A 21,191-nucleotide genomic window follows, 5' to 3' on the forward strand; every position below is an offset into this window, starting at 1 on the left:
TACTTTGTATTTCCAACGTGCCACGGCGTATGCTGGTGCACGACCGGTGCCATGCGGATCAGTGCGCCCCGTCCTTGTCGCCGGACTCGCGCGCGGCGAGCGGCCCTGGCGTGCCCGTGATCTTGGGGACGCACTCCGAATGGAACCAGGCGATCGTAACCGGCTCGCCCGCCAGCATTCGTTTGATCGGCGGTACCACCTGTTCGCCGATCAGCATGCCGAGCAGACCGATGAGCGCCACGGCGGGCGGCGCGGGCGAGCGCACCTGCATCAGCGCGTAGATGATGCCGACGAGCACGCCGGCGCCGAGAGAGACGAGATAGAGTTTCATGATTCGAATGCAAATAGTTTGAAAGGAATCGATCAGCGATGGTCTGTCGCATTGACCGGCGCGTTGGGCGGCAACGCGACGCCCAGCAAATGCCGCACGCGCGGCGGCTCGCTGCCCGAATGGAATTGCGCGATGTCGCGCTGCACGTCGGCGTCCGCGTTCGGCACGCGGCGATGCTGGCGAAGATGCTCGGCCCACGATTCCACGAGGAACCACTCGGTCATGAGATGGGGATCCGCCGGATCTTCCATGACGCCCCAGTTGAACGCCCCGTCGCGCAGCCGTTCCTCCGACAGCTTGTAGATGGCGCGCAGGAAGTCGTCGCGATTCGCGGGCAGCACGCGGTATTCGATCAATATCATCACCGGGCCGCGATCGTGCGTGATGCGGTCGGCCATGCCATCCGCCATTTCCGGTTCGGGCCAGTGCTGCGCGGGCACCAGGTCCTCTTCGCCGCGTGGCAACCGCACGCGATGCAGCAGGGCGGCGGCGATCACGAGACCGATCGATGTGACGAGCAGCGCATGCGGCGTGCCCATGGCCTGGGCGACAAAACCCCACAGCAGGCTGCCGCCCGCCATCGCGCCGTTGAATACCATCTGATACACCGCAAGCGCGCGGCCGCGCACCCAGTTCGGGAGAATGGCCTGCGCGGCGCCGCCAAGCGTGGTCAGCGCCATGATCCATGCGGCGCCGAGCAGCAACAGCAGCGGCAGTGCCAGCCATACCGGCGGAGCGAACGAGAGCACGCCCATGACAACCGCCGTGACCATCGCGGACAACAGCACCATGCCATCGGCATCGACCCGCTTCTGCAGCGGCGGCATGATGAGTGCGCCCGCGATCGCGCCCGCGCCAACGGCGCCAAGCAGCACGCCATACAAGCCGGCGCCCCCATGCAGCAGTTGCCGCGCAACGAGCGGAAGCAGGGCCCAGATGCTGCTACCGAACGCGAAATGCACAGCCGCGCGCAGCAGCACGATGTGGAGCTTGCTGTGAGCGCGCGTGAAACGCAGCCCCGCGCGGAACGCGCTGAAGAAATGCTCGCGCAGCGGATCGGGCGGCTGCACCGGTCGCCGCCACCAGACTAGCGCGGCGATGACGAAGATATAGCTGAGAAGGTCGGCGCCATATGTCGCCGATGCGCCAAAGGCGGCGAGCAGCAGGCCGCCCGTCGCGGGACCGATCGCCCGCGCGATGTTCACGCCAAGCGCGTTCAGCGCCACGGCCTGCCGCAGCGTGCTCGGCGGCACGAGTTCAGGAACGATCGACTGCCACGTCGGCCCCATCATCGCCGCGCCGATACCGCCGACGAACGCGAGGCCGATCAGCAGTTCGATGGTCAGCGCGCCCTTCCATGCGAGCAGCATGAGGGAACCGCTGACCATGGCGAGGCCGATCTGGATGACGATGAGAAAGCGGCGGCGGTCGAGAATGTCCGACAGCACGCCGGCCGGAATCGCAAGCAGGAATACCGGCAGCGTGGCGGCGGCCTGGATCGTGGCTACCGCCGCGGGCGATGTCGACAGATCGGTGGCGAGCCACGCGCTGGCCACATCTCGCATGAAGCTGCCGATGTTGCCGAGAATGGTGGCCACCCACAGGATGGCGAACGTCGGTTGCGCAAGCGGTGCGAAAGATCCCGATGCGGGTCTGGCGGTCGTCGAAGTCATGTATGCGGGTGGCGTCTCGTTGCGATCAGGTGTTCAGGAAGGCCAGCAGTTCGGCGTTGATTTCATCGGCGCGGACCACGCACATGCCATGCGCACCGCCCTTGATGACCTTGTAGGTCGCGTTCTTCACGATCTTGGCGGACAGCGCGCCCGCATCGTCGATCGGCACGATCTGGTCGTCGTCGCCGTGGAGGATCAGCGTCGGCACGTCGATTTTCTTCAGGTCCTCGGTGTAATCCACTTCCGAGAATTCCTTCACGCACAGGTAATGCGCCAGCACACCGCCCGTCATGCCCTGAGCCCAGAAGCTGTCGATGGTGCCCTGCGACACCTTGGCGCCCGGACGGTTGAAACCGAAGAACGGCAGCGCGAGTTCCTGGAAGAACTGCGAGCGGTTGTCGGCGACGCCCTTGCGAATGCCGTCGAACACTTCCTTCGGCAGGCCGCCGGGGTTGGTTTCGCTCTTGATCATGATCGGCGGCACCGCGCCGATCAGCACGGCCTTGGCCACGCGCTTCGTGCCGTGACGGCCGATGTAGTGGGCGACTTCGCCGCCGCCGGTCGAGTGGCCGACGAGCGTGGCGCCCTGGATGTCCAGCGCGTCGAGCACGGCGGCGAGGTCATCGGCGTACGTGTCCATGTCGTTGCCCTGTGCCGGCTGGTCCGACCGGCCATGGCCGCGGCGGTCATGAGCGATCACGCGGAAACCCTTCTGCACGAGGAACAGCATCTGGGCGTCCCAGGCATCGGCGTTCAGCGGCCAGCCATGGGAGAAGACGACCGGACGGCCAGAGCCCCAGTCCTTGTAGAAGATTTGGGTACCGTCCTTGGTGGTAACGTAGCTCATGGCGATCGATCCTTTGAAAGTCCTGGGAGGAGGGAAGGTAAGACTAGGCTCCGGGAAGCACCGCAACCATTGGCCCTTCGTATTAGTTGGACGACCCATTGTCGTGTCGGCGGCCGGCTTTGGATGGTCGGCGGGGCGGGGAGTGCTGGACGGGAAGGTCCATGGCAATCGTCGGCGCGGGACACCCGACTCAGCCGATGGTATGGGTGGCAGCCGCGGCGTCAGTGTGTTGAAATGCACGCCGGACGGCCAGGGCGACCGTCACGGGCTGGCGCGTTGTGCCGCCCGATCCGCTGTATATAATCCGCACACCATGCCCACAAGCGGAACGGAGAGAAATCGTGACATCGCAGAGCGGGGAGCCTGCCGTCGCCAACGACGACGCCATGGTGCTGATCGTCGACGATGACGCCATGCTGCGCGCGGGGCTGGGTAACCTGTTCCGTTCGGTCGGCATGCCGGTCATGCTGTTCGGCTCGGCCGCCGAACTGCTCGAATACAAGATGCCGGACGTGCCCAGCTGCCTCGTTCTCGACGTGCGGCTGCGCGGGCCGAGCGGTCTCGACCTGCAGACCCGTCTCGGCCAGATGGGCATCCACATCCCGATCATCTTCATGACGGGCTACGGCGATATCGCCATGACGGTGGCGGCCATGAAGGCCGGTGCCGAAGATTTCATGGCCAAGCCGTTCCGCGACCAGGACCTGCTGGACGCCGTATCCGCCGCGCTCGAGAAAGACCGGCTGCGCCGTCGCGGCCTGCGCAAGGTGGAAGAGATCCGCGCGAACTACGCCACCCTGACGCCGCGTGAATCGGAGGTCATGGGCATGGCGGTGGCCGGGCTGTTGAACAAGCAGATCGCCGGGGAGATCGGCATCAGCGAGGTCACGGTGAAGATCCACCGCGGCCAGGCCATGCGCAAGATGAAGGCCCGCACCTTCGCGGACCTCGTGCTGATGGCCCAGCAGATCGGTATCTGCAAGACCGAGTAGGGTTTACTTCCCGGCGTCGCGTGCCTGGACAAACGCGCGCAACAGCATGCGCGTCTGTTCCAGGATCACGCTCTGGATGCGCGCCGCCTCGTCGGCGCCGATCGCATCCCATCCCATCAGCCGAAGCACGTTGCGTTTCTTCGTCGGAAACGCCGCACCCTGTCCGTCGATCGCGATCGTCCGGATACGGGTGATTTCGTCGGTGGCCGGCCGCCCGGTCAGACGCCCAATCAGGGAACTGGTCACGCCAAATAATCGCTGGTTGAGTCCGCGGTCGAACACTTCGAACGCGGCCGGCGGCCCAAGCCCAGCCCGCTCCCGCGCGAGAAACTGTCGCGACGGCGAGAGCTCGCCGCAGTCGGACGCGAAGGTTACGAACACCCCCTGGATGGCCAGATAGGCATCCATCAACGCCTCGTCGCCGGCATCGGCCCGCGCGAGCACCGCCTCCGCCGCCGACACGCTCGGCTCCAGCCGCACCCAGATGCTGTCGACGATGTACTGGATGCACGCGAGGTACACCCCTTCCTTGTTGTCGAAGTAGTACTGGAGCGCGGGCGCGTTGACGCCTGCGTGGCGCGCGATGTCGCGTGTGGAAGCGCCGTCGAAGCCATGGGTGCCGAACAGTTCGATGGCGGCTTCGATGATCCGGGCGCGGGTTTCTTCCCCACGCTGGTAGCCGCCTTCCGCCGCGGGCCGGTGTCGCGCCATGTGTCCCTTTCCTTTTATGGTGTTTCGCTACAGGCCGAAATATAACAGTTGACACATTTTTTCCAAGTGGAATAATTGTGCGCTCCTATCGCAAATGCACGACGCACCCCACATGTCGGCCTCTCCGTCCTCGCAAACCGTTCCCGCCTCCTCCATGGATACTCCCGCCAAGGCCGCGCCCGCGCGGGCATCCGGTCGCCGGCGCTTTCTGATCGTCGCCGGCGTGATCGTGCTCGTCGCCGCCGCGATCTATGGCGTGCGCTGGTGGACCTACGGCCGCTTCATCGAAAGCACCGATGACGCCTATCTCCAGGCGGACAGCATGGCGGTGGCCCCGAAGGTGACGGGCTATGTCGCCGAGGTGTATGTCCGCGACAACCAGCAGGTGACGGTGGGCCAGCCGCTCGTCCGCCTCGACAATCGCCAGTACCAGGCCGCCTTCGACGAGGCGCAGGCCAACGTCAATTCGCGCCAGGCCGACGTTGCCCGCGCCGAGGCCGATCTCGCGCAGCAGAAGGCGCGCATCGCGCAGGCCGGCGCGCAGGTGGAGGGCGCGCGCGCCGATGCCACCTACGCGGCATCGCAGGTGGCGCGTTACGCGCCCCTCGTCAAGTCCGGTGCCGAAACCGAGGAGCGCAGCGCGGAACTGCGCAATGCGCAGACGCGCGCCGCCACCACGCTCCATGCCAATGAGGCGTCGCTGCGCGTCGAGCAGACCCAGATGACCACGCTGCAGGCGCGGCTGGAACAGGCGCGCGCGCAGCTGGAAGTGGCCGAGGCCAGCGCGCGGCAGGCCAAGCTGGACCTCGACGACACGGTTGTGCGCGCGACGCAGGCCGGCCGCGTCGGGGACCGCGGCGTGCGCGTGGGCCAGCTCGTGCAGCCCGGCACGCGCCTGCTGACGGTCGTGCCCGTGCAGGAGCTCTACCTCACCGCCAACTTCAAGGAAACGCAGGTCGGCCGCATGCGGGCGGGGCAAGCCGTGACGATCCACGTGGATGCGTTGCCGGGCGAGGACCTGCATGGCACCGTGGACAGCCTGTCGCCGGGCACCGGTTCGCAGTTCGCGCTGCTGCCGGCGCAGAACGCCACGGGCAACTTCACCAAGATCGTGCAACGCGTGCCCGTGCGCATCCACGTCGACGTTCCGAACGAGGCGCGCCCCGTGCTCGTGCCGGGCCTCTCCGTCGTGGTCGATGTCGATACGCGCACGGAGGGCAAACGCGCGACCGCCGCTGCCGGAGCGACGCATGGCTGACGCCACCGCCGCGGCCACGCCGGGCCGGCAGCCCAACGCGAGCACGGGCGACTGGATCGCCGTCGCCGCGGGCTCGCTCGGCGCGCTGCTCGCCACGCTCGACATCTCCATCACGAACTCCGCGCTGCCCCAGATCCAGGGCCAGATCGGCGCGGCAGGGACGGAGGGCACGTGGGTTTCCACGGGTTACCTGATGGCGGAGATCGTGATCATTCCGCTGACCGCATGGCTCACGCGCGTATTCGGCCTGCGCCGGTTCCTGCTATGGAACGCGGTGCTGTTCACCGCGTTCTCCATCATGTGCGGGATGTCGCATTCGCTCACCGAGATGGTGGTCGGCCGTATCGGGCAGGGCTTTGCCGGCGGCGCGATGATCCCGACCGCGCAGACCATCGTGCGGACGCGGCTACCACGGCATCAGATGCCCATCGGCATGTCGATGTTCGGCCTGATCGTGCTGCTCGGGCCGTTGCTCGGGCCCGTGGTCGGCGGCTGGCTGGCGGAGAACGCGAGCTGGCGCTGGTGTTTCTTCCTGAACCTGCCGATCACGTTGGTGCTCGTTCCGCTGCTGTACTTCGGTCTGCAGGCGGAAAAGCCGAATTACCGCACGTTCGTCAACGCGGACTGGCTCGGGATCATCGGGCTCGCGATCGGCCTCAGCTCGCTGACCGTCGTGCTCGAGGAAGGGCAACGCGAGCGCTGGTTCGAGTCGCACATGATCGTGTGGCTGTCGGTGATCTCGGCCGTCGGCATCGGCATGATGATGGTCGGTCAGTTCACGGCGAAGCAGCCGATCGTACGGCTCCGGCTGTTGCTCAACCGTAGTTATGCGAGCGTGATCCTGATCGTCTCGACGGTCGGTGCCGGCCTCTATGGCGTGGCCTATCTGCTGCCGCAGTTCCTCTCGACCATCTCGGGCTACAACGCCGAGCAGGCCGGCGGCATCATGTTGCTCTCGGGCCTGCCCGCGTTCCTGATGATGCCAGTCCTGCCGCGCCTGCTTGGCAAGGTGGACAGCCGCTGGCTGGTGATCACCGGCCTGGTGTTGTACTTCGCCAGCTGCATGCTCGATATCTCGCTGACGACGGACAGCGTCGGACACGACTTCGCGCTGTCGCAGATCCTGCGCGGCTTCGGCCAGATCCTCGCGATGATGCCGCTGAACCAGGCGTCGATGGCGGCCGTCGCCGCGGAGGAAGCGGGCGACGCGGCCGGGCTTTACAACATGGCGCGCAATCTCGGCGGCTCGATCGGCCTGGCGCTGCTCGGCACGCTGATCGACCGCCGCAACGCCTATCACGATGCCGTGATTCGCGAGTCCGTCACCGCGAACAGCACGATCGGGCAGGAACACATGGCGCAGAGCATCGGCGGCTTTATCGCACAGCATGGCGATGCCGCGCACGCGAAGCTCCAGGCCATCGCGCAACTGTCGGGCGAAATTGCAAGGCAGGCCGCGGTGATGACGTTCTCCGAAACCTTCTACGCCCTCGGCGTCGCGCTGCTGCTTTGCATCCCGCTGGCGCTCATGCTCAAGTCGCCCCGCGCCGGCGCACCTCTTTCTTCTGGCCACTGATGCCGAAGCCGGTCCCAGACATGACACGTTCTTCTTTCGCCCTCAGCAAGCTGGCCGTTGCTACCGCCGCCGTGGCCGCCGTACTGGCCGCCGCAGGCTGCACCGTCGGTCCGGACTACCACGGCGCGCCCGAAGTGGCCGGCAACGCGCTGGCCGCGCCCGCCTTCCCGCACGCGCCCGTGCGCACCACCACCGCGCCCGGCGTGGCCGATTGGTGGCACGCGTTAAACGACCCGCAGCTGGATGGCCTGATCGCCACGGCGTTGGCCAACAGCCCCGATATCCGCGCGGCGCAGGCCCGCGTCCGTCAGGCGCGTGCCGGCCTGCGCGGACGGCAAGCCAACCTGCTGCCGACGGCCAGCATCGATGCGGCGATGCTGCGCACCCGTTCTCCCGACCTGTCGGCGCTGACTTCGTCGCAATCGGGTGACGGCGGCTCGAGTTCCGGTGGCGGCGGTCGCGGCCCGCTCACGCTCTATATCGCCGGCTTCGACGCGAGCTGGGAACTCGACCTGTTCGGCGGCACCCGGCGCGCGGTGCAGGCGGCCTCGGCCGAGGCAGAGGCTTCATCGGAGGAACTTGCCGATGCGCACGTGCAGCTGGCCGCCGATGTGGCGCAGGCGTACGTCAATCTGCGCGAACAGCAGGCGAGCCTCGCCCACCTGCGCGCGTCGGAGAAGCTGGAAGCAGACATCCTCGACCTTACGGAGCAACGCCGCGCGCGTGGCGTGGCTTCGCAGCTGGAAGTGGAACGTTTGCTGACACAGCTGGAAAACACACGCGCGCGCATCGCGCCCGTGGAAGCCGCGATCGTCGAGGCAAGCGACCAGCTCGCGCAGCTTACCGGCCGTGGCCCCGGAACGCTCGACGCCGAGCTCACGGACGTGAAGCCGCTGCCGCAATTGCCGGAAACCGTCGCCGTTGGCGATCCCGCCGCGTTGCTGAAGTCCCGCCCCGACATCCGCGCGGCGGAACGCCGGCTCGCCTCGCGTACCGCCCAGATCGGCTCGGCCAAGGCCGACTGGTTCCCGAAGGTGTCGTTGCTGGGCTCGCTCGGCTATTCCGCCGCGGTGCCGGGCCACCTCGTTCGCAAGGACAACGCAACATGGCTCACGCTGCCGCGCCTGCAATGGAACGTGCTCGACTTTGGCCGCGTGGCGGCCAATGTCGATAGCGCCGAAGCCGGCCGGGACGAGGCGCACGCCACTTACGAGAGCACGGTGCTCAAGGCGCTGCGCGATGCGGACATTGCGTTGTCGCGCTACGGTCACCAGCGGGAGAACGTCGTGACGCTGCGCCGCGTGGAAGCGTCGGCCGAGCGCGCCGCCACGCTGCAGCAGCAGCGCTATCGCGCCGGCACCGCGAGCATGCTCGAATGGCTCGACGTGGAACGCACGCGCGTGATGGCGCAGCAGGACCGGATCTCCGGCGACGCGGGGCTGCTGCGCGACTACGTCTCGCTGCAGAAGTCGCTCGGGCTGGGCTGGACGCCCGCCGGCGGCTGATCGTCAGAGTTCGTCGTCGTTGCGCGGTCGTTCCGATGCGGGGGGCGCCGTGCTGGCGTCCTCGCAAACCTCACGGAAGCCATTGCGGTAAGCCCGATCGGCTTCGGTAGTGTTCGATGCCGGCAGTGTCACCGTGGCATGTCGCTCCTGTTCGGCGAAATCGAGGTAAGCCTGGATCGCAAAACTGTCGAGGTCGAACGTGCGCGACTGGCCCGGCAACGTCAGGGCATGAGCCGGGGCCAGCAGGATATCTTCGATGATCGAGTCCCTGACGTTTGACGGGCCATCGGGATCTTCGATCGTCGTGGCGCGCAGGATGGCGAGGGTTTCGCCGTCGATCGACAGGCGCAGATAGACCTCGCTCGGATCCTGCAGCGGCACCTGTTCCCGCACCATGAAGGCATGCCAGCGGCTGGCGCGCGCCAGCGCGCGCACGGCCGCGGGATGCGTCTCGTCCGCGGCGGCGCGGGCATATTCGTCATGCCACGCGCTGGCCACGGCGCGTAGCAGCCTCGAATCGCGATCGGCATCGCGGGCCTGCCATTCCTCCACGTGGTCCATTTCGAAATGCACGAGATCGAGTCGGATGCGCTCCAGCGGCATGCGATTTCCGGCCGCGTCGAGGGTGAACGGGTGGACGAGTGCCCTGTTGCGCCAGCCGGGGCTCGCGCAAAACTCTCGTGGCATGGGCGGGTTTGGGGGAACGACGTCGACCTGCAAGCCAGCTGCCACGGTGGCGGCATAGCGAAATGCCAGGTGAAGCGGATCTCGCCACGACGTGCCGGTGTCGCGCATATGATCGCGGACCGTGTGCTCGAACTGGACAGCCCATGGACTGCCGATGTCGGCGGGCTGGCCGAGACCTACGCGTGTCAGGAGCGCATCGAACGCCGCGATATCCCAAAGGTCGCTGGTCATCAGGCGGTACAGCGCGATCAGCAACTGCACGCGCACTACCGAGCAGAGCGGGGTATCCCGGCGCTCGCGGGCGCCAGCGCGGTGCATGCGCCAGGCGGATACGCGCGCGCAAGCGCGGGCGGCCGCGTAATCCGCCACGGGGTCCTGTCCGGGGCCGCCACACCGCGTGCCGAGCGTCCGTCTGTCCGTGCGGTCCGAAAGGCTTTGCAGACAGGCCACGACGCGATGCCGGCGCGCATCGGGAGCGATATTGGGCGTCGCGGCGGGCTGGGCCAGGGCGTTGGCAAGCATCAGCATGAGAATGTCCATCGGCGGGTGCGAAGTATCGCGATGTCGAAGAGACCGACGGTACGACGGCTGTAGCGACGGGCTCAATCGCCGTCGCGCCAATTGCTCATTACCAATTGCCAATTGCCAATTGCGCCGTCGCGGCGGGAGTAAACTGCGGGGCACTCTCACCGCCTCCGGTTATCTATGCATTTCAACGCGAACGACAGCATTCTGGTCAATATCGTGGCGAGCGCGCTCATCGTGCTGGTCGGCACGCTTATCATGAAGCTCGTCAACCGCTTCTTCCAGGCACGGCTACAGGCGGACAACCGTGGCAGTTATCGAGCGTGGACCGTTGCCACACGGAACCTCGTGGCGGCCATCGTGTTCATGCTGCTGCTCGGTATCTGGGTATCCGAGCTCAAGAGCGTGGCCATTTCTCTGGCGGCGTTCGCGGCTGCCATGCTGCTGGTCGGCAAGGAACTCGTGATGTGTTTCCTGGGCGCGTTCATGCGCATGGTCTCGCGCCCGTTCCAGCTCGGCGATCTGGTCGAGATCGGGCCGCACGCGGGCGAAGTCATCGACATGGACGTGCTGTCCACGACGCTTGTCGAGGTCGCCCCCGCCCGCCAGTACACAGGGTTCACGGTGCAGGTGCCCAACAGCATGTTGCTCACCACTGCCGTGCGCAACCACTCGAAGGCTGGCGGTTACGCCCTCGACATGGTGCGCATTCCCCTGCCGCTCGGCGTCGATCCCGATGCGGTGGAGGCGGATCTGCTCGTCGCCGCGCGCGAGGCCTGCGCCGCTTTCATGGACGAGGCGGGCAGGGAACTGCGGCGCTACGGCGACATGCGGTTTGTCGACCTGTCGCAGTTCGAGCCGCGCGTGGTGTTCGACCCCGTCGATGCGGCCCGCTACGACGCCGTGGTCAGGTTTCCGGTGCCCATCGGCTCCCGCCTTCCCGTCGCGCAGAAGATTGTTCGTGCTTACTATCGCCGCAGCGCGCGAGCGATCGAAGTGTCAGAAACGCGCGTGTCAGACGCTGGATGATTCCCCAAAGTCACGTCCCGGTGTAGTGTTCGATTAGCCGCGCCGAGAATCGCGGCCCGCTGGTGGGTCAAACGATGGCGAGGGGAGCGCATCATGGCGTCTGGGTTCTGGGGTCGGTCGTGGACCGCGGCATTGCTGGCGGCGGCGGTACTGGCGGGCTGTTCGAGCCTGCCGCCCAACGAGGGCCGGCCACAGACCGTCGCCATCTCGGACACCGCCGATACCGCGCTCGGCAAGGCGCTGGCCCCGCGGCTGGCCCGCACGCCGGGACAGTCTCTCTTCTACCCTTTGGGTACCGGACCCGATGCCCTGGCCGCGCGTCTTGCGCTCGCCCGGGCCGCGACCAGGTCGCTCGATCTCCAGTACTACATCTTCGACGCGGACCATACCGGCAAGGCGCTGATCGGCGACATCATCGATGCCGCAGACCGCGGCGTGCGCGTGCGCATCCTCGTGGACGACCTCCATACCGACAAGTCGGACAAGGTCTGGGCCGCGGTGGATTCGCATCCCAACATCGAGGTCCGTCTGTTCAATCCGTTCGCCCAGCGCGGCGGGCGATGGCTCCAGCTGCTCGCCGATTACAGCCGGCTCAACCGCCGCATGCACAACAAGCAGATGACGATCGACAACCTCGTGACGATCGTCGGCGGCCGCAACATCGGCGATGCCTATTTCTCGGCGCGCCCCGATGTCGATTTCTCCGACCTCGACGTGATGGTCGCCGGTCCGGTGGTGCCGGCCGTCTCGGCGACCTTCGACCAGTACTGGAACGACCAGAGCGCCTATGCGGTAGCGACCCTCGTGCCGGAAGGCAAGGAGGCGCCCGCCGAAATGCGCGCCATGCGGAAGCAGATTCAGGAAGAGGGCGAGGCCGCGAAGGCCAGCCCGTACGTGCAGGAACTGCTGGACTCGGGCCTGGCCAAGGGCATCGAGGCGGGCCGGCTGCCCGGGTACGTCGGCGGCGCAACGGTCATTGCCGACCGTCCCGAGAAGATCAGGGAAGATCCCGACGATTCGTCGTCGCATGGCGGGCCCCAACTGCGCAAGCTGCTCGAGCAGGCGAAGACGGACCTCGTGCTGGTGTCGCCGTACTTCGTGCCGAACGACGACGGCATCGAGTGGTTCAAGGCGCAAATCGGGCGCGGCGTGCATATCCGCGTGCTTACCAACTCCTTCGAGGCGACCGACGTGGCCGCCGTGCATGCCGGATACGCGCCCTGGCGCAAGAAGCTCCTGCGCGCGGGCGTGGAGCTCTACGAGCTCAAGGCGACCGCGTTCGGCGACCTGACGCGCACGACCAAGAAGCCGCGCATGTTCGCGTCCTCGCGCGCGAGCCTGCATGCCAAGGCCTATATGGTCGATCGTCAGCGCCTGTACATCGGCTCCCTGAACCTCGACCCGCGTTCGATCCGGATCAACACCGAGATGGGCGTAGTGCTCGACAGTCCCACGCTGAGCCAGCGCTTTGCCGACAACATGGACAAGACGCTGCTGGATGTGTCTTACAAGGTCGATCTGAGGAAGGACGAGAACGGCGGCGAGACGCTCACGTGGACGACGCGCGAGCAGGGCAAGCTGGTGACCGTGGACAAGGAACCGGGCATGAGCACGTTCCAGCATATCGGCATCAACCTGCTGCGTCTCCTTCCGATCGAGGACGAGTTGTAATCATTCCGCGCCGCCGAGCAGGCCGTTGGCCTTGGCGTATTCATACAGCTCGTAGTCGTTGGTGAGCCCGAGCTTCTTCATCGCGACGCTCTTCTGCGCGCTGATGGTCTTGGCGCTGCGGTTGGCCGCGCGCGCGATCTCCACGAGCGGGATGCCCTGCGCGCAACGGCGCAACACCTCCAGTTCGCGCCGGCTCAGGCGCGGGCCCGGTTCGGGCCGGTCTGAATGGGCGAGAGACAGCATCGATTGCACGCGCGGCGTGACGTAATGCTGCCCGCGAAAGGCCGCGCGGATGGCCGGAAACAACTGCTCCACCTCATCGGACTTGTTGACGATCGACGACACGCCGATCTTCCAGATATTGCGGATGAGCGCGGCATTGTCGAGCATCGTCATGACAACGATGCGCGTGGTCGGATATCGGCGGCGCAGCATCTGGAGCATGGGCAGTCCGTCGCCGAACTTGCCGCCCGGCATCGCATAGTCCGTCACGATGACGTCGCACGGCGTGGTGTCGAGCAGCGCGACCAGCGCGGTGGAGTTAGCGGCGTGGCCGACGATCTCGACACCGTTGCCTTGCGAGAGCGCTCTGCAAATGCCATCCAGCACCACCGGATGGTCGTCGGCGACGAGGACCTTGATCATGACGTATTTCTGGCGCAGCAAAATGGGGAGACAAGCGGGGGGTGACAAGCCAGGTGGCGAGCGGCCCCAATCATAGGATTTCTCCTAGGAAACTAAGCTAGGCCTTTGCTTAAATCCTTAAATCGCTTGGTGATACTAAAGAAACGGCGGTCCTGCGGGGGGAGACTCCGCGCACGCAGATTCTGCGTGCGTACGCGGGGGGGAGGTCTGCTAGTTGGCGAACTGCTCGAGGACGTTCGTCATCGTCTGCAGTGCGGCTTCGAGCAGGTGCTGCATGTAGGCGCCCATCTGCGGCATCACGAGCATCAAAACGAGCATGCCGCCGGCGAGCGTGACCGGGAAGCCGACCGCGAAGATCGACAACTGCGGCGAGGCGCGGTTCAGGATACCCATCGCTAGGTTCAGCGTGAGCAGGGTCGCGATCATCGGCAGCGAGAGCAGCGTGCCCCACGCAAAGACCTGCGCGCCCGCGCGCGCCACGGCGCCCCAGCCGTGGCCGGAGAGCGGAGAGGCCGCGATCGGCAAGGCGTTGAAGCTGTCCACGACGGTGGCCAGCATGGTCAGGTGCCCATCCATGGCGAGGAACATCAGCATCGCCACGAGGTTCAGGAAGCGCGACAGCACCATCGTCTGGCCGCCGGCGTTGCGGTCGTAGAACGCCGCGAACGAGAGGCCCATCTGCAGGCCGATGACTTCGCCGGCGACCTGCACGGCGGCGAACGCCAGTCGCATCGTGAAGCCCATCGCGACGCCGATGCCGACCTCGTTGAGGACGATGAGCAGCCCTTCGTACGAATACGCCGGGACCGCGGGAATATTGGGGATGGTCGGTGAAACGACCGCCGCGAGAAGGGCGGCCAGGGCGACCTTGGCGCGCCGGGGGATGCTCGATTCACCGAACAGCGGCGCCGTGCCGATGAGCGCCAGCAGCCTGAACAGGGGCCACAGGAATGCGGCGATCCAGCCGTAAAGCTGGTCGGTGCTGACGTCGAGCATGGCGGCCGCTCAGCGCGCCATCGCGGGAATGCTTTCGAACACTTCCCGCATGTAGTCGACGTAGGTGTTGATCATCCAGGGACCGACCAGCACCATCGTGATGAACAGCGCGAGCAGCTTGGGGATGAACGTCAGCGTCATTTCGTTGATCTGCGTCGCTGCCTGAAACAGGCTCACGACGAGGCCGGCTACCAGCGCCACCAGCAACAGCGGCGCGGCCAGCATCAGCGTCATCTTCATCGCCTGCGTGGCGATGGTCATTACTATCTCTGGCGTCATGGCGGCTCCCCGTCAGTTCATGAAGCTCTGCGCGAGCGAGCCGAGCAGCAGCTGCCATCCATCGACGAGCACGAACAGCATGAGCTTGAACGGCAGCGAGATCGTCGCGGGCGGGACCATCATCATGCCCATCGCCATCAGCACGCTGGCCACGACGAGGTCGATGATGAGGAAAGGAATGAAGATCGTGAAGCCGATCTGGAACGCGGTTTTCAGTTCGCTGGTCACGAAGGCTGGCACGAGGATCGACATCGGCACGTCTTCGGGGCCCTGCATCTCGGGCGCCTTGGCCATTTGCGCGAACATGGCGAGATCTTTTTCACGCGTCTGGCGCAGCATGAACGCGCGCAGCGGCGCGGCGGCCTTGCCGGCGGCGGCTTCGAGGCTGATCTTGTTCTCCGACAGCGGCTTGTAGGCGTCGGTGTAGATCTTGTCGAACACCGGCGACATCACGAAGAAGGTCAGGAACAGCGACAGGCCGACGAGCACCTGATTCGGCGGCGACGATGCGGTACCGAGCGCGTTGCGCAGCAGGCCGAGCACGATGATGATGCGCGTGAAGCCCGTCATCATCAGCATGGCCGCCGGCAGGAACGACAGCGACGTCATCAGCACCAGCGTCTGGATCGGCAGGGACCAGATCTGGCCGCCGCCGGGTGCGGGCTTGCTGACGACGCCCGGCAGACCTTGCGCGGATGCGAGGTCGGGCGCCAGCGCGGCGACCAGCGCGAGCGCGGCCGGCAGGAGGCTCGGCGTCAGGACGGCGAGAGTCGCGGCTCCTGCGCGTGGCAGGCGCCGCACGGACGCGGGACGCACGTGGTTCATGACTTCTTCAGGTTTTCCTGCATCGACCGCAGCAGCCGCTCGGTGAACGAGCCGGACATGCCTTGCGGCGGTTGCGTTCCGGTGGCGGGCGCGCCGTAGGTGCTTTGGTAGGGTTGGGTGGCGCGGTCGGCCGGTGCCGGCATCGTATGGAGCGGGCGGATCTCGCCGGCGGAGACGCCGAGCACGATCCAGGTATCGCCCACTTCGACCATCACGAGGCGCTGGCGCGCGCCGAGCATGAGGCTGCCGACGACCTTCATCGCTCCGCCGCCGGTGGTATGGCGAACGAGGCCGGTGCGTCGCGCGATCCAGGCGATGGCGAGGATCAGCGCGATGACGCCAAACAGGCCGAGACCCGCTTGCGCGAGGCTGCCGCCCGTGCTGATGGCCGGTGCCGCGCCATGACTGGCGGCGGGACTGGCCGTCGCGGCCGTCGCGCTGCTGGCGGCGCTTGCCGTGCTGAGCACGAGCGCGTCGGCGGCATGCGCGGATGCGCAGGCGACGCTGGCGAGGATTGCACCGAGGCCCGCGCGCGCGAGGCGTGCGGGCGACCGGCGCGATACGGCTGTCATTTGTTGAGCTTCCGGATACGTTCCGACGGCGTGATGATGTCCGTCAGGCGAATGCCGAACTTGTCGTTGACGACCACCACTTCGCCCTGGGCGATGAGGTAGCCGTTGACGAGCACGTCCATCGGTTCGCCGGCCAGGCCGTCGAGTTCCACCACCGAACCCTGCGCGAGCTGCAACAGGTTCTTGATGGGCACCTTGGTGCGGCCGAGTTCGACCGTCAGTTGCACCGGAATATCGAGAATCATCCCGATATCGTTGTGGAATCCGGTCGGTGCATCCTGCGCCAGCGGCGGGAACACCGCGGCGGCGGCCGGCGTTGCCACGGGCGCTGCTGCGGTAGGTGCTGGCGTGGCGGCAGGTGCTGCCTCGGCGCTGGTCTGTTCCGCGAGGGCGCTGGCCCAATCGTCCATCGGATCGACCGGCTTGTCCTCTTTGCCGTCAGTCATGATCGGTTTCCTTGTTGGAATCGGTGTCTTGGTAATTGATCATCCGTTCTACGCGCAATGCGTACTGGCCGTTCATCGTGCCAAAGCCGCATTGCATGACGGGCACGCCGTCGACCTTGCCGAACAACTGTTCCGGCAGTTCGATCGGCAGCACGTCGCCGGCGCGCAGCGCGAGCACGTCGCCCACGGTGCTTTCGATATGGGTGAACTCCGCCACGAGCTCGACCTCCGCCGCGCGGAGCTGGTCGGACAGCTGGCCCAGCCAGCGCTTGTCCACCTCGACCTCGTCCTGCAGCGGGTTGGTCAGCAGTTCGCGGACCGGCTCGATCATCGAATAGGGGAAGCACACATGGAGCTGGCCGCCGACGGCGCCGAGCTCGATGTGGAACGCGGTGGTCACGACGATTTCGGTCGGAATCGCGATGTTGGCGAACTTGGTATGCATTTCCGACCGGACGAATTCGAGGTCGATCGGATGCACGGTGCGCCAGGCTTGCCCGTAGCTGTTGAGCGTCAGGTCCAGCATGCGCCGGATGATGCGTTGCTCGGTCTGCGTGAAGTCGCGGCCTTCCACACGCGTGTGGAAACGGCCATCGCCGCCGAACAGGTTGTCGACGACGAGGAATACCAGGTTCGGGTCGTACACGAAGAGCGCGGTACCCCGCAGCGGCTTCATGTGGACCAGGTTCAGGTTCGTCGGGACCGGCAGATTGCGCACGAAGTCGCCGTACTTCTCGATGCGCACGGTGCCCACCGAGATGTCCGCGCCGCGGCGGATGAAGTTGAACAGCGCCGAGCGCAACGAGCGTGCGAAACGCTCGTTGATGATCTCGAGCGTGTGCAGACGGCCGCGGACGATGCGTTCCTGCGTCGCGAGGTTGTAGGGACGGATCCCGGTCTCGTCGGCCGCGGGTGCGCTGCTGGCTTCGGGCGAATCGGTTTCGCCCGAGACGCCCTTCAGTAGTTCGTCAACCTCGTCCTGCGAGAGGAACTTGTCGTAGGCCATCTAGTGTCCTGCCCCATGAACGGCTATGTGAATATCGAAGTGCTTGTGTTCGCGGGGCGCCGCTGCGTTACTGCACCACGAACGATGTAAACAAGACATCGAGGATCTTCTGCGGCGGCAGACCCGTCGCGAACGGCTGGCTCACCGCCTGCTGGATGTCCTGCGCCAGCTTGCGCTTGCCTTCCACGGTCGCGAGATCGCCCGGCTGGCGTGCCGACAGGATCAGCAGGATGCGGCTACGCGCTTCCGGCTGGTACTGCGCCAGGCGCGCCTGCGTCTCGCCATCCGCGACCTTCAGCGACAGCCCGGTGTGCAGAAAGCGGTCGCCGTCCTCGCTCTTGAGGTTGACGGTGAACGCATCCAGCGGCACGAAAATCGGCGGCGGCACGACCGGAGCGGCCGGAGCCGCCGGTGCGTGATTGCCGCCGAAGACGCTGCCGAGCACGAAGCCGCCAACGCCCAACGCTGCCACCAGCACGCCGCCGCCAATCAGCAGCAGTCGGCCGCGCTTGGAGTTGCCGCCAGTCTGGGAGGGGGAAAGCGTGTTCGCCATGAGAAGCCTGTGTCGAATTGCCTGCCATTCTTCCGGAATCGCAGGCAAGCAAAGGGCCGATAAAAAGGGGGAAACCCGCTCAGCTTGGCCGTTTGAGCCGAACGGGCGTGGCGGGGCGCTGGCGAGTGTGTGCCATTCGACCCTGCATGCACTGGTTAACGAATGCCGCGCGCGGAACTTAAGACGCCCGTGTCGCGAAAACAACGCTTGGCGGTGGGTGGGTTCCCACTTCATGCAGTTTTCGATACGGGGCCAAGGCTGGGCAAGGGTTTGCGGCTCTTACTCTTATATAAGATATAAGACATTTGATCTCTCACCCACTTCGGATTACAATCACGGCGGCACGGTCGGCTGCGCCGATCGCTGCGACGAGACAGAGAAGACCGAAACCCTATTACCAGCAGGTTCCCATGCTTGATAACTATCGTGCCCATGTCGCCGAACGCGCTGCGCTTGGCATCCCTCCGCTGCCGCTGACCGCGCAGCAGACCGCCGACCTGATCGAACTGATCAAGAACCCGCCGGCCGGCGAAGAGCAGACCCTGCTGGATCTGATTACCTACCGTGTTCCCGCCGGTGTGGATGACGCCGCGAAGGTCAAGGCTTCGTACCTGGCCGCCGTCGCGCTCGGCACCGAGAAGACGCCGCTGATCTCGCGCGCCCGCGCCACCGAACTGCTGGGCACGATGCTGGGCGGTTACAACATCTCGCCGCTGATCGAACTGCTCGACGACGCCGAAGTGGGCGCCGTGGCCGCCAACGGCCTGAAGACCACGCTGCTGATGTTCGATGCCTTCCATGACGTCAAGGAAAAGGCCGACAAGGGCAACGCCAACGCCGCCGCCGTGATCAAGAGCTGGGCCGAGGGCGAGTGGTTCACGAGCCGTCCGGAAGTGCCGCAGAGCCTGACGATCACCGTGTTCAAGGTGACCGGCGAAACCAACACCGACGACCTGTCGCCGGCACCGGACGCGTTCTCGCGCCCCGACATTCCGATGCACGCGCTGGCGATGCTGAAAAACGCGCGTCCCGGCATTACGCCGGAAGAAGACGGCAAGCGCGGTCCGGTCAAATTCATCGAAGACCTGAAGAGCAAGGGCAACCTGGTGGCCTACGTCGGCGACGTGGTCGGTACGGGTTCCAGCCGCAAGTCGGCGACCAACTCGGTGCTGTGGTTCACCGGTGAAGACATCCCGTACGTGCCGAACAAGCGCTTCGGCGGGGTGTGCCTGGGCAGCAAGATCGCTCCGATCTTCTACAACACGATGGAAGACGCTGGCGCGCTGCCGATCGAACTCGACGTGTCGCAGATGGAAATGGGCGACGTGATCGAACTGCGTCCGTACGATGGCAAGGCCCTGAAGAACGGCCAGGTCATCTCCGAATTCAAGGTCAAGTCCGACGTGCTGTTCGACGAAGTGCGCGCCGGCGGCCGCATTCCGCTGATCATCGGCCGTGGCCTGACCGCCAAGGCACGCGAGGCCCTGGGCCTGGCCCCGTCCACGCTGTTCCGTCTGCCGCAGAACCCGGTCGACTCGGGCAAGGGCTTCACGCTGGCGCAGAAGATGGTGGGTCGCGCGGTTGGCCTGCCTGAAGGCAAGGGCGTGCGTCCGGGTACGTATTGCGAGCCGAAGATGACGTCGGTGGGTTCGCAGGACACCACGGGTCCGATGACGCGTGACGAACTGAAGGATCTGGCTTGCCTGGGCTTCTCGGCTGATCTGGTCATGCAGTCGTTCTGCCACACCTCTGCCTATCCGAAGCCGGTGGACGTGAAGACGCACCACACGCTGCCGAAGTTCATGAGCACGCGCGGCGGTATCTCGCTGCGTCCGGGCGATGGCGTCATTCACTCGTGGCTGAACCGCATGCTGCTGCCCGACACCGTCGGCACCGGCGGCGACTCGCACACGCGTTTCCCGATCGGCATCAGCTTCCCGGCAGGTTCGGGCCTGGTGGCGTTTGCCGCGGCCACGGGCGTGATGCCGCTGGACATGCCGGAATCGGTGCTGGTCCGCTTCAAGGGCAAGATGCAGCCCGGCGTGACGCTGCGCGACCTGGTGAACGCGATTCCGCTGTACGCGATCAAGCAGGACATGCTGACCGTTGCCAAGCAGGGCAAGAAGAACATCTTCTCGGGCCGCATCCTGGAAATCGAGGGTCTGCCCGACCTGAAGGTGGAACAGGCCTTCGAGCTGTCCGACGCGTCGGCCGAACGTTCGGCTGCCGGTTGCACGGTGCGCCTGAACAAGGAGCCGATCATCGAATACATCAACAGCAACATCACGCTGCTGAAGTGGATGATCGCGCAGGGCTATGAAGATGCGCGCAGCCTGCAACGCCGTATCCAGGCGATGGAAGCCTGGCTGGCCAAGCCGGAACTGCTGGCGCCGGACGCCGACGCCGAATACGCCGCCGTGATCGAGATCGATCTGGCGGACGTGCACGAGCCGATCGTGGCCTGCCCGAACGATCCGGACGACGTGAAGACGCTGTCCGAAGTGTCGGGCGCCAAGATCGACGAAGTGTTCATCGGCAGCTGCATGACCAACATTGGCCACTTCCGCGCCGCGTCGAAGCTGCTCGAGGGCAAGCGCGACATCCCGGTGAAGCTGTGGGTCGCCCCGCCGACGAAGATGGACCAGAAGCAGCTGACTGAAGAAGGCCACTACGGCGTCTTCGGCCAGGCCGGCGCCCGCACGGAATCCCCGGGCTGCTCGCTGTGCATGGGCAACCAGGCCCAGGTCCGCGAAGGCGCCACGGTGATGTCGACGAGCACGCGTAACTTCCCGAACCGTCTGGGCAAGAACACGAACGTGTACCTCGGCTCCGCCGAACTCGCCGCCATCTGCTCCCGCCTCGGCCGCATCCCGACCAAGGAGGAGTACATGACCGACATCGGCGTGATCAACGCCAACGGCGACAAGATCTATCAGTACATGAACTTCGACAAGATCGACGACTTCAAGGAAGTGGCGGACACCGTCACGGCCTAAGCTTCAGGGCTGATTGAAAACCCCACGCGCAGCGATGCGCGTGGGGTTTTTTTATTGCGTGCTGGTCG

Annotated in this window: 20 protein-coding genes; 7 read left to right on the top strand and 13 right to left on the bottom strand. The window is 65.8% G+C overall.

Annotated features, from left to right (window positions below):
• Window positions 1–58: 58 nt before the first annotated feature.
• From KHP16_RS08965 to KHP16_RS08975, 3 genes are read right to left on the bottom strand one after another with little or no spacing between them, the layout of a single operon-like run.
• A complete protein-coding gene (locus KHP16_RS08965; RefSeq protein ID WP_109583658.1) occupies window positions 59–331 on the bottom strand; it encodes a XapX domain-containing protein in 273 nt (90 codons plus the stop codon).
• A 32-nt stretch (window positions 332–363) separates the two neighbouring features.
• Entirely contained in the window at window positions 364–2,004 is a 1,641-nt protein-coding gene (locus tag KHP16_RS08970; protein WP_211960036.1) for an MFS transporter, read from the bottom strand.
• Between the two features lie 25 nt (window positions 2,005–2,029).
• Window positions 2,030–2,851, bottom strand: a complete 822-nt coding sequence (locus KHP16_RS08975; RefSeq protein WP_109583656.1) for an alpha/beta fold hydrolase — start codon at window positions 2,849–2,851, stop codon at window positions 2,030–2,032.
• Between the two features lie 341 nt (window positions 2,852–3,192).
• On the opposite strand from KHP16_RS08975, the gene KHP16_RS08980 reads away from it, so the two are divergent.
• A complete protein-coding gene (locus KHP16_RS08980; RefSeq protein WP_109583655.1) occupies window positions 3,193–3,843 on the top strand; it encodes a response regulator transcription factor in 651 nt (216 codons plus the stop codon).
• A 3-nt stretch (window positions 3,844–3,846) separates the two neighbouring features.
• Here KHP16_RS08980 and KHP16_RS08985 read toward each other — a convergent pair whose 3' ends face one another.
• On the bottom strand, window positions 3,847–4,554 hold the full coding sequence (locus KHP16_RS08985; RefSeq protein WP_109583654.1) for a CerR family C-terminal domain-containing protein: 708 nt from the start codon (window positions 4,552–4,554) through the stop codon (window positions 3,847–3,849).
• A gap of 112 nt (window positions 4,555–4,666) precedes the next feature.
• On the opposite strand from KHP16_RS08985, the gene KHP16_RS08990 reads away from it, so the two are divergent.
• From KHP16_RS08990 to KHP16_RS09000, 3 genes are read left to right on the top strand one after another with little or no spacing between them, the layout of a single operon-like run.
• Window positions 4,667–5,812 carry an HlyD family secretion protein gene (locus tag KHP16_RS08990; RefSeq protein ID WP_179593986.1) on the top strand — a complete coding sequence of 382 codons (1,146 nt, stop codon included), beginning with the start codon at window positions 4,667–4,669 and terminating at the stop codon, window positions 5,810–5,812.
• Window positions 5,805–7,388, top strand: coding sequence for a DHA2 family efflux MFS transporter permease subunit (locus tag KHP16_RS08995; protein ID WP_211960037.1), 1,584 nt, complete (start codon window positions 5,805–5,807; stop codon window positions 7,386–7,388). Before KHP16_RS08990 ends, KHP16_RS08995 begins: the two co-directional genes overlap by 8 nt.
• Before the next feature lie 20 nt (window positions 7,389–7,408).
• On the top strand, window positions 7,409–8,893 hold the full coding sequence (locus tag KHP16_RS09000; RefSeq protein WP_109583651.1) for an efflux transporter outer membrane subunit: 1,485 nt from the start codon (window positions 7,409–7,411) through the stop codon (window positions 8,891–8,893).
• A 3-nt stretch (window positions 8,894–8,896) separates the two neighbouring features.
• Here the strand turns inward: KHP16_RS09000 and KHP16_RS09005 are convergent, their stop codons facing one another.
• Window positions 8,897–10,108: a hypothetical protein gene (locus KHP16_RS09005; RefSeq protein WP_179593984.1), complete on the bottom strand. Its 1,212-nt coding sequence runs from the start codon at window positions 10,106–10,108 to the stop codon at window positions 8,897–8,899.
• Between the two features lie 177 nt (window positions 10,109–10,285).
• On the opposite strand from KHP16_RS09005, the gene KHP16_RS09010 reads away from it, so the two are divergent.
• Complete coding sequence (locus tag KHP16_RS09010) at window positions 10,286–11,134, top strand: mechanosensitive ion channel family protein (RefSeq protein WP_109583649.1); 849 nt, start codon at window positions 10,286–10,288, stop codon at window positions 11,132–11,134.
• A 93-nt stretch (window positions 11,135–11,227) separates the two neighbouring features.
• A complete protein-coding gene (locus tag KHP16_RS09015) occupies window positions 11,228–12,805 on the top strand; it encodes a phospholipase D family protein (protein WP_121491750.1) in 1,578 nt (525 codons plus the stop codon).
• Here KHP16_RS09015 and KHP16_RS09020 read toward each other — a convergent pair whose 3' ends face one another.
• The 8 genes from KHP16_RS09020 to fliL all read right to left on the bottom strand — a co-directional run bounded on the left by KHP16_RS09020 (window position 12,806) and on the right by fliL (window position 18,127).
• Window positions 12,806–13,450 carry a response regulator gene (locus KHP16_RS09020; RefSeq protein ID WP_115953422.1) on the bottom strand — a complete coding sequence of 215 codons (645 nt, stop codon included), beginning with the start codon at window positions 13,448–13,450 and terminating at the stop codon, window positions 12,806–12,808.
• 210 nt (window positions 13,451–13,660) lie between these two features.
• Window positions 13,661–14,446, bottom strand: a complete 786-nt coding sequence (gene fliR / locus KHP16_RS09025; protein WP_109583646.1) for a flagellar biosynthetic protein FliR — start codon at window positions 14,444–14,446, stop codon at window positions 13,661–13,663.
• A 9-nt stretch (window positions 14,447–14,455) separates the two neighbouring features.
• Window positions 14,456–14,725, bottom strand: coding sequence for a flagellar biosynthesis protein FliQ (gene fliQ / locus KHP16_RS09030; protein ID WP_109583645.1), 270 nt, complete (start codon window positions 14,723–14,725; stop codon window positions 14,456–14,458).
• A 12-nt stretch (window positions 14,726–14,737) separates the two neighbouring features.
• On the bottom strand, window positions 14,738–15,550 hold the full coding sequence (gene fliP / locus KHP16_RS09035; protein ID WP_244835723.1) for a flagellar type III secretion system pore protein FliP: 813 nt from the start codon (window positions 15,548–15,550) through the stop codon (window positions 14,738–14,740).
• On the bottom strand, window positions 15,547–16,122 hold the full coding sequence (fliO, locus tag KHP16_RS09040) for a flagellar biosynthetic protein FliO (RefSeq protein WP_109583644.1): 576 nt from the start codon (window positions 16,120–16,122) through the stop codon (window positions 15,547–15,549). The genes fliP and fliO overlap by 4 nt, the downstream gene beginning before the upstream one ends.
• On the bottom strand, window positions 16,119–16,568 hold the full coding sequence (gene fliN, locus KHP16_RS09045) for a flagellar motor switch protein FliN (RefSeq protein ID WP_109583643.1): 450 nt from the start codon (window positions 16,566–16,568) through the stop codon (window positions 16,119–16,121). The genes fliO and fliN overlap by 4 nt, the downstream gene beginning before the upstream one ends.
• Window positions 16,561–17,574, bottom strand: coding sequence for a flagellar motor switch protein FliM (gene fliM / locus KHP16_RS09050; protein WP_109583642.1), 1,014 nt, complete (start codon window positions 17,572–17,574; stop codon window positions 16,561–16,563). Before fliM ends, fliN begins: the two co-directional genes overlap by 8 nt.
• A gap of 67 nt (window positions 17,575–17,641) precedes the next feature.
• A complete protein-coding gene (fliL, locus tag KHP16_RS09055) occupies window positions 17,642–18,127 on the bottom strand; it encodes a flagellar basal body-associated protein FliL (RefSeq protein WP_109583641.1) in 486 nt (161 codons plus the stop codon).
• Window positions 18,128–18,537: 410 nt separating this feature from the next.
• On the opposite strand from fliL, the gene KHP16_RS09060 reads away from it, so the two are divergent.
• Window positions 18,538–21,123: a bifunctional aconitate hydratase 2/2-methylisocitrate dehydratase gene (locus KHP16_RS09060; RefSeq protein WP_211960038.1), complete on the top strand. Its 2,586-nt coding sequence runs from the start codon at window positions 18,538–18,540 to the stop codon at window positions 21,121–21,123.
• Window positions 21,124–21,191: the final 68 nt, after the last annotated feature.

Origin of the sequence: Cupriavidus plantarum (assembly GCF_905397285.1) — a bacterium.
GTDB classification, from domain to species: Bacteria; Pseudomonadota; Gammaproteobacteria; order Burkholderiales; family Burkholderiaceae; genus Cupriavidus; species Cupriavidus plantarum.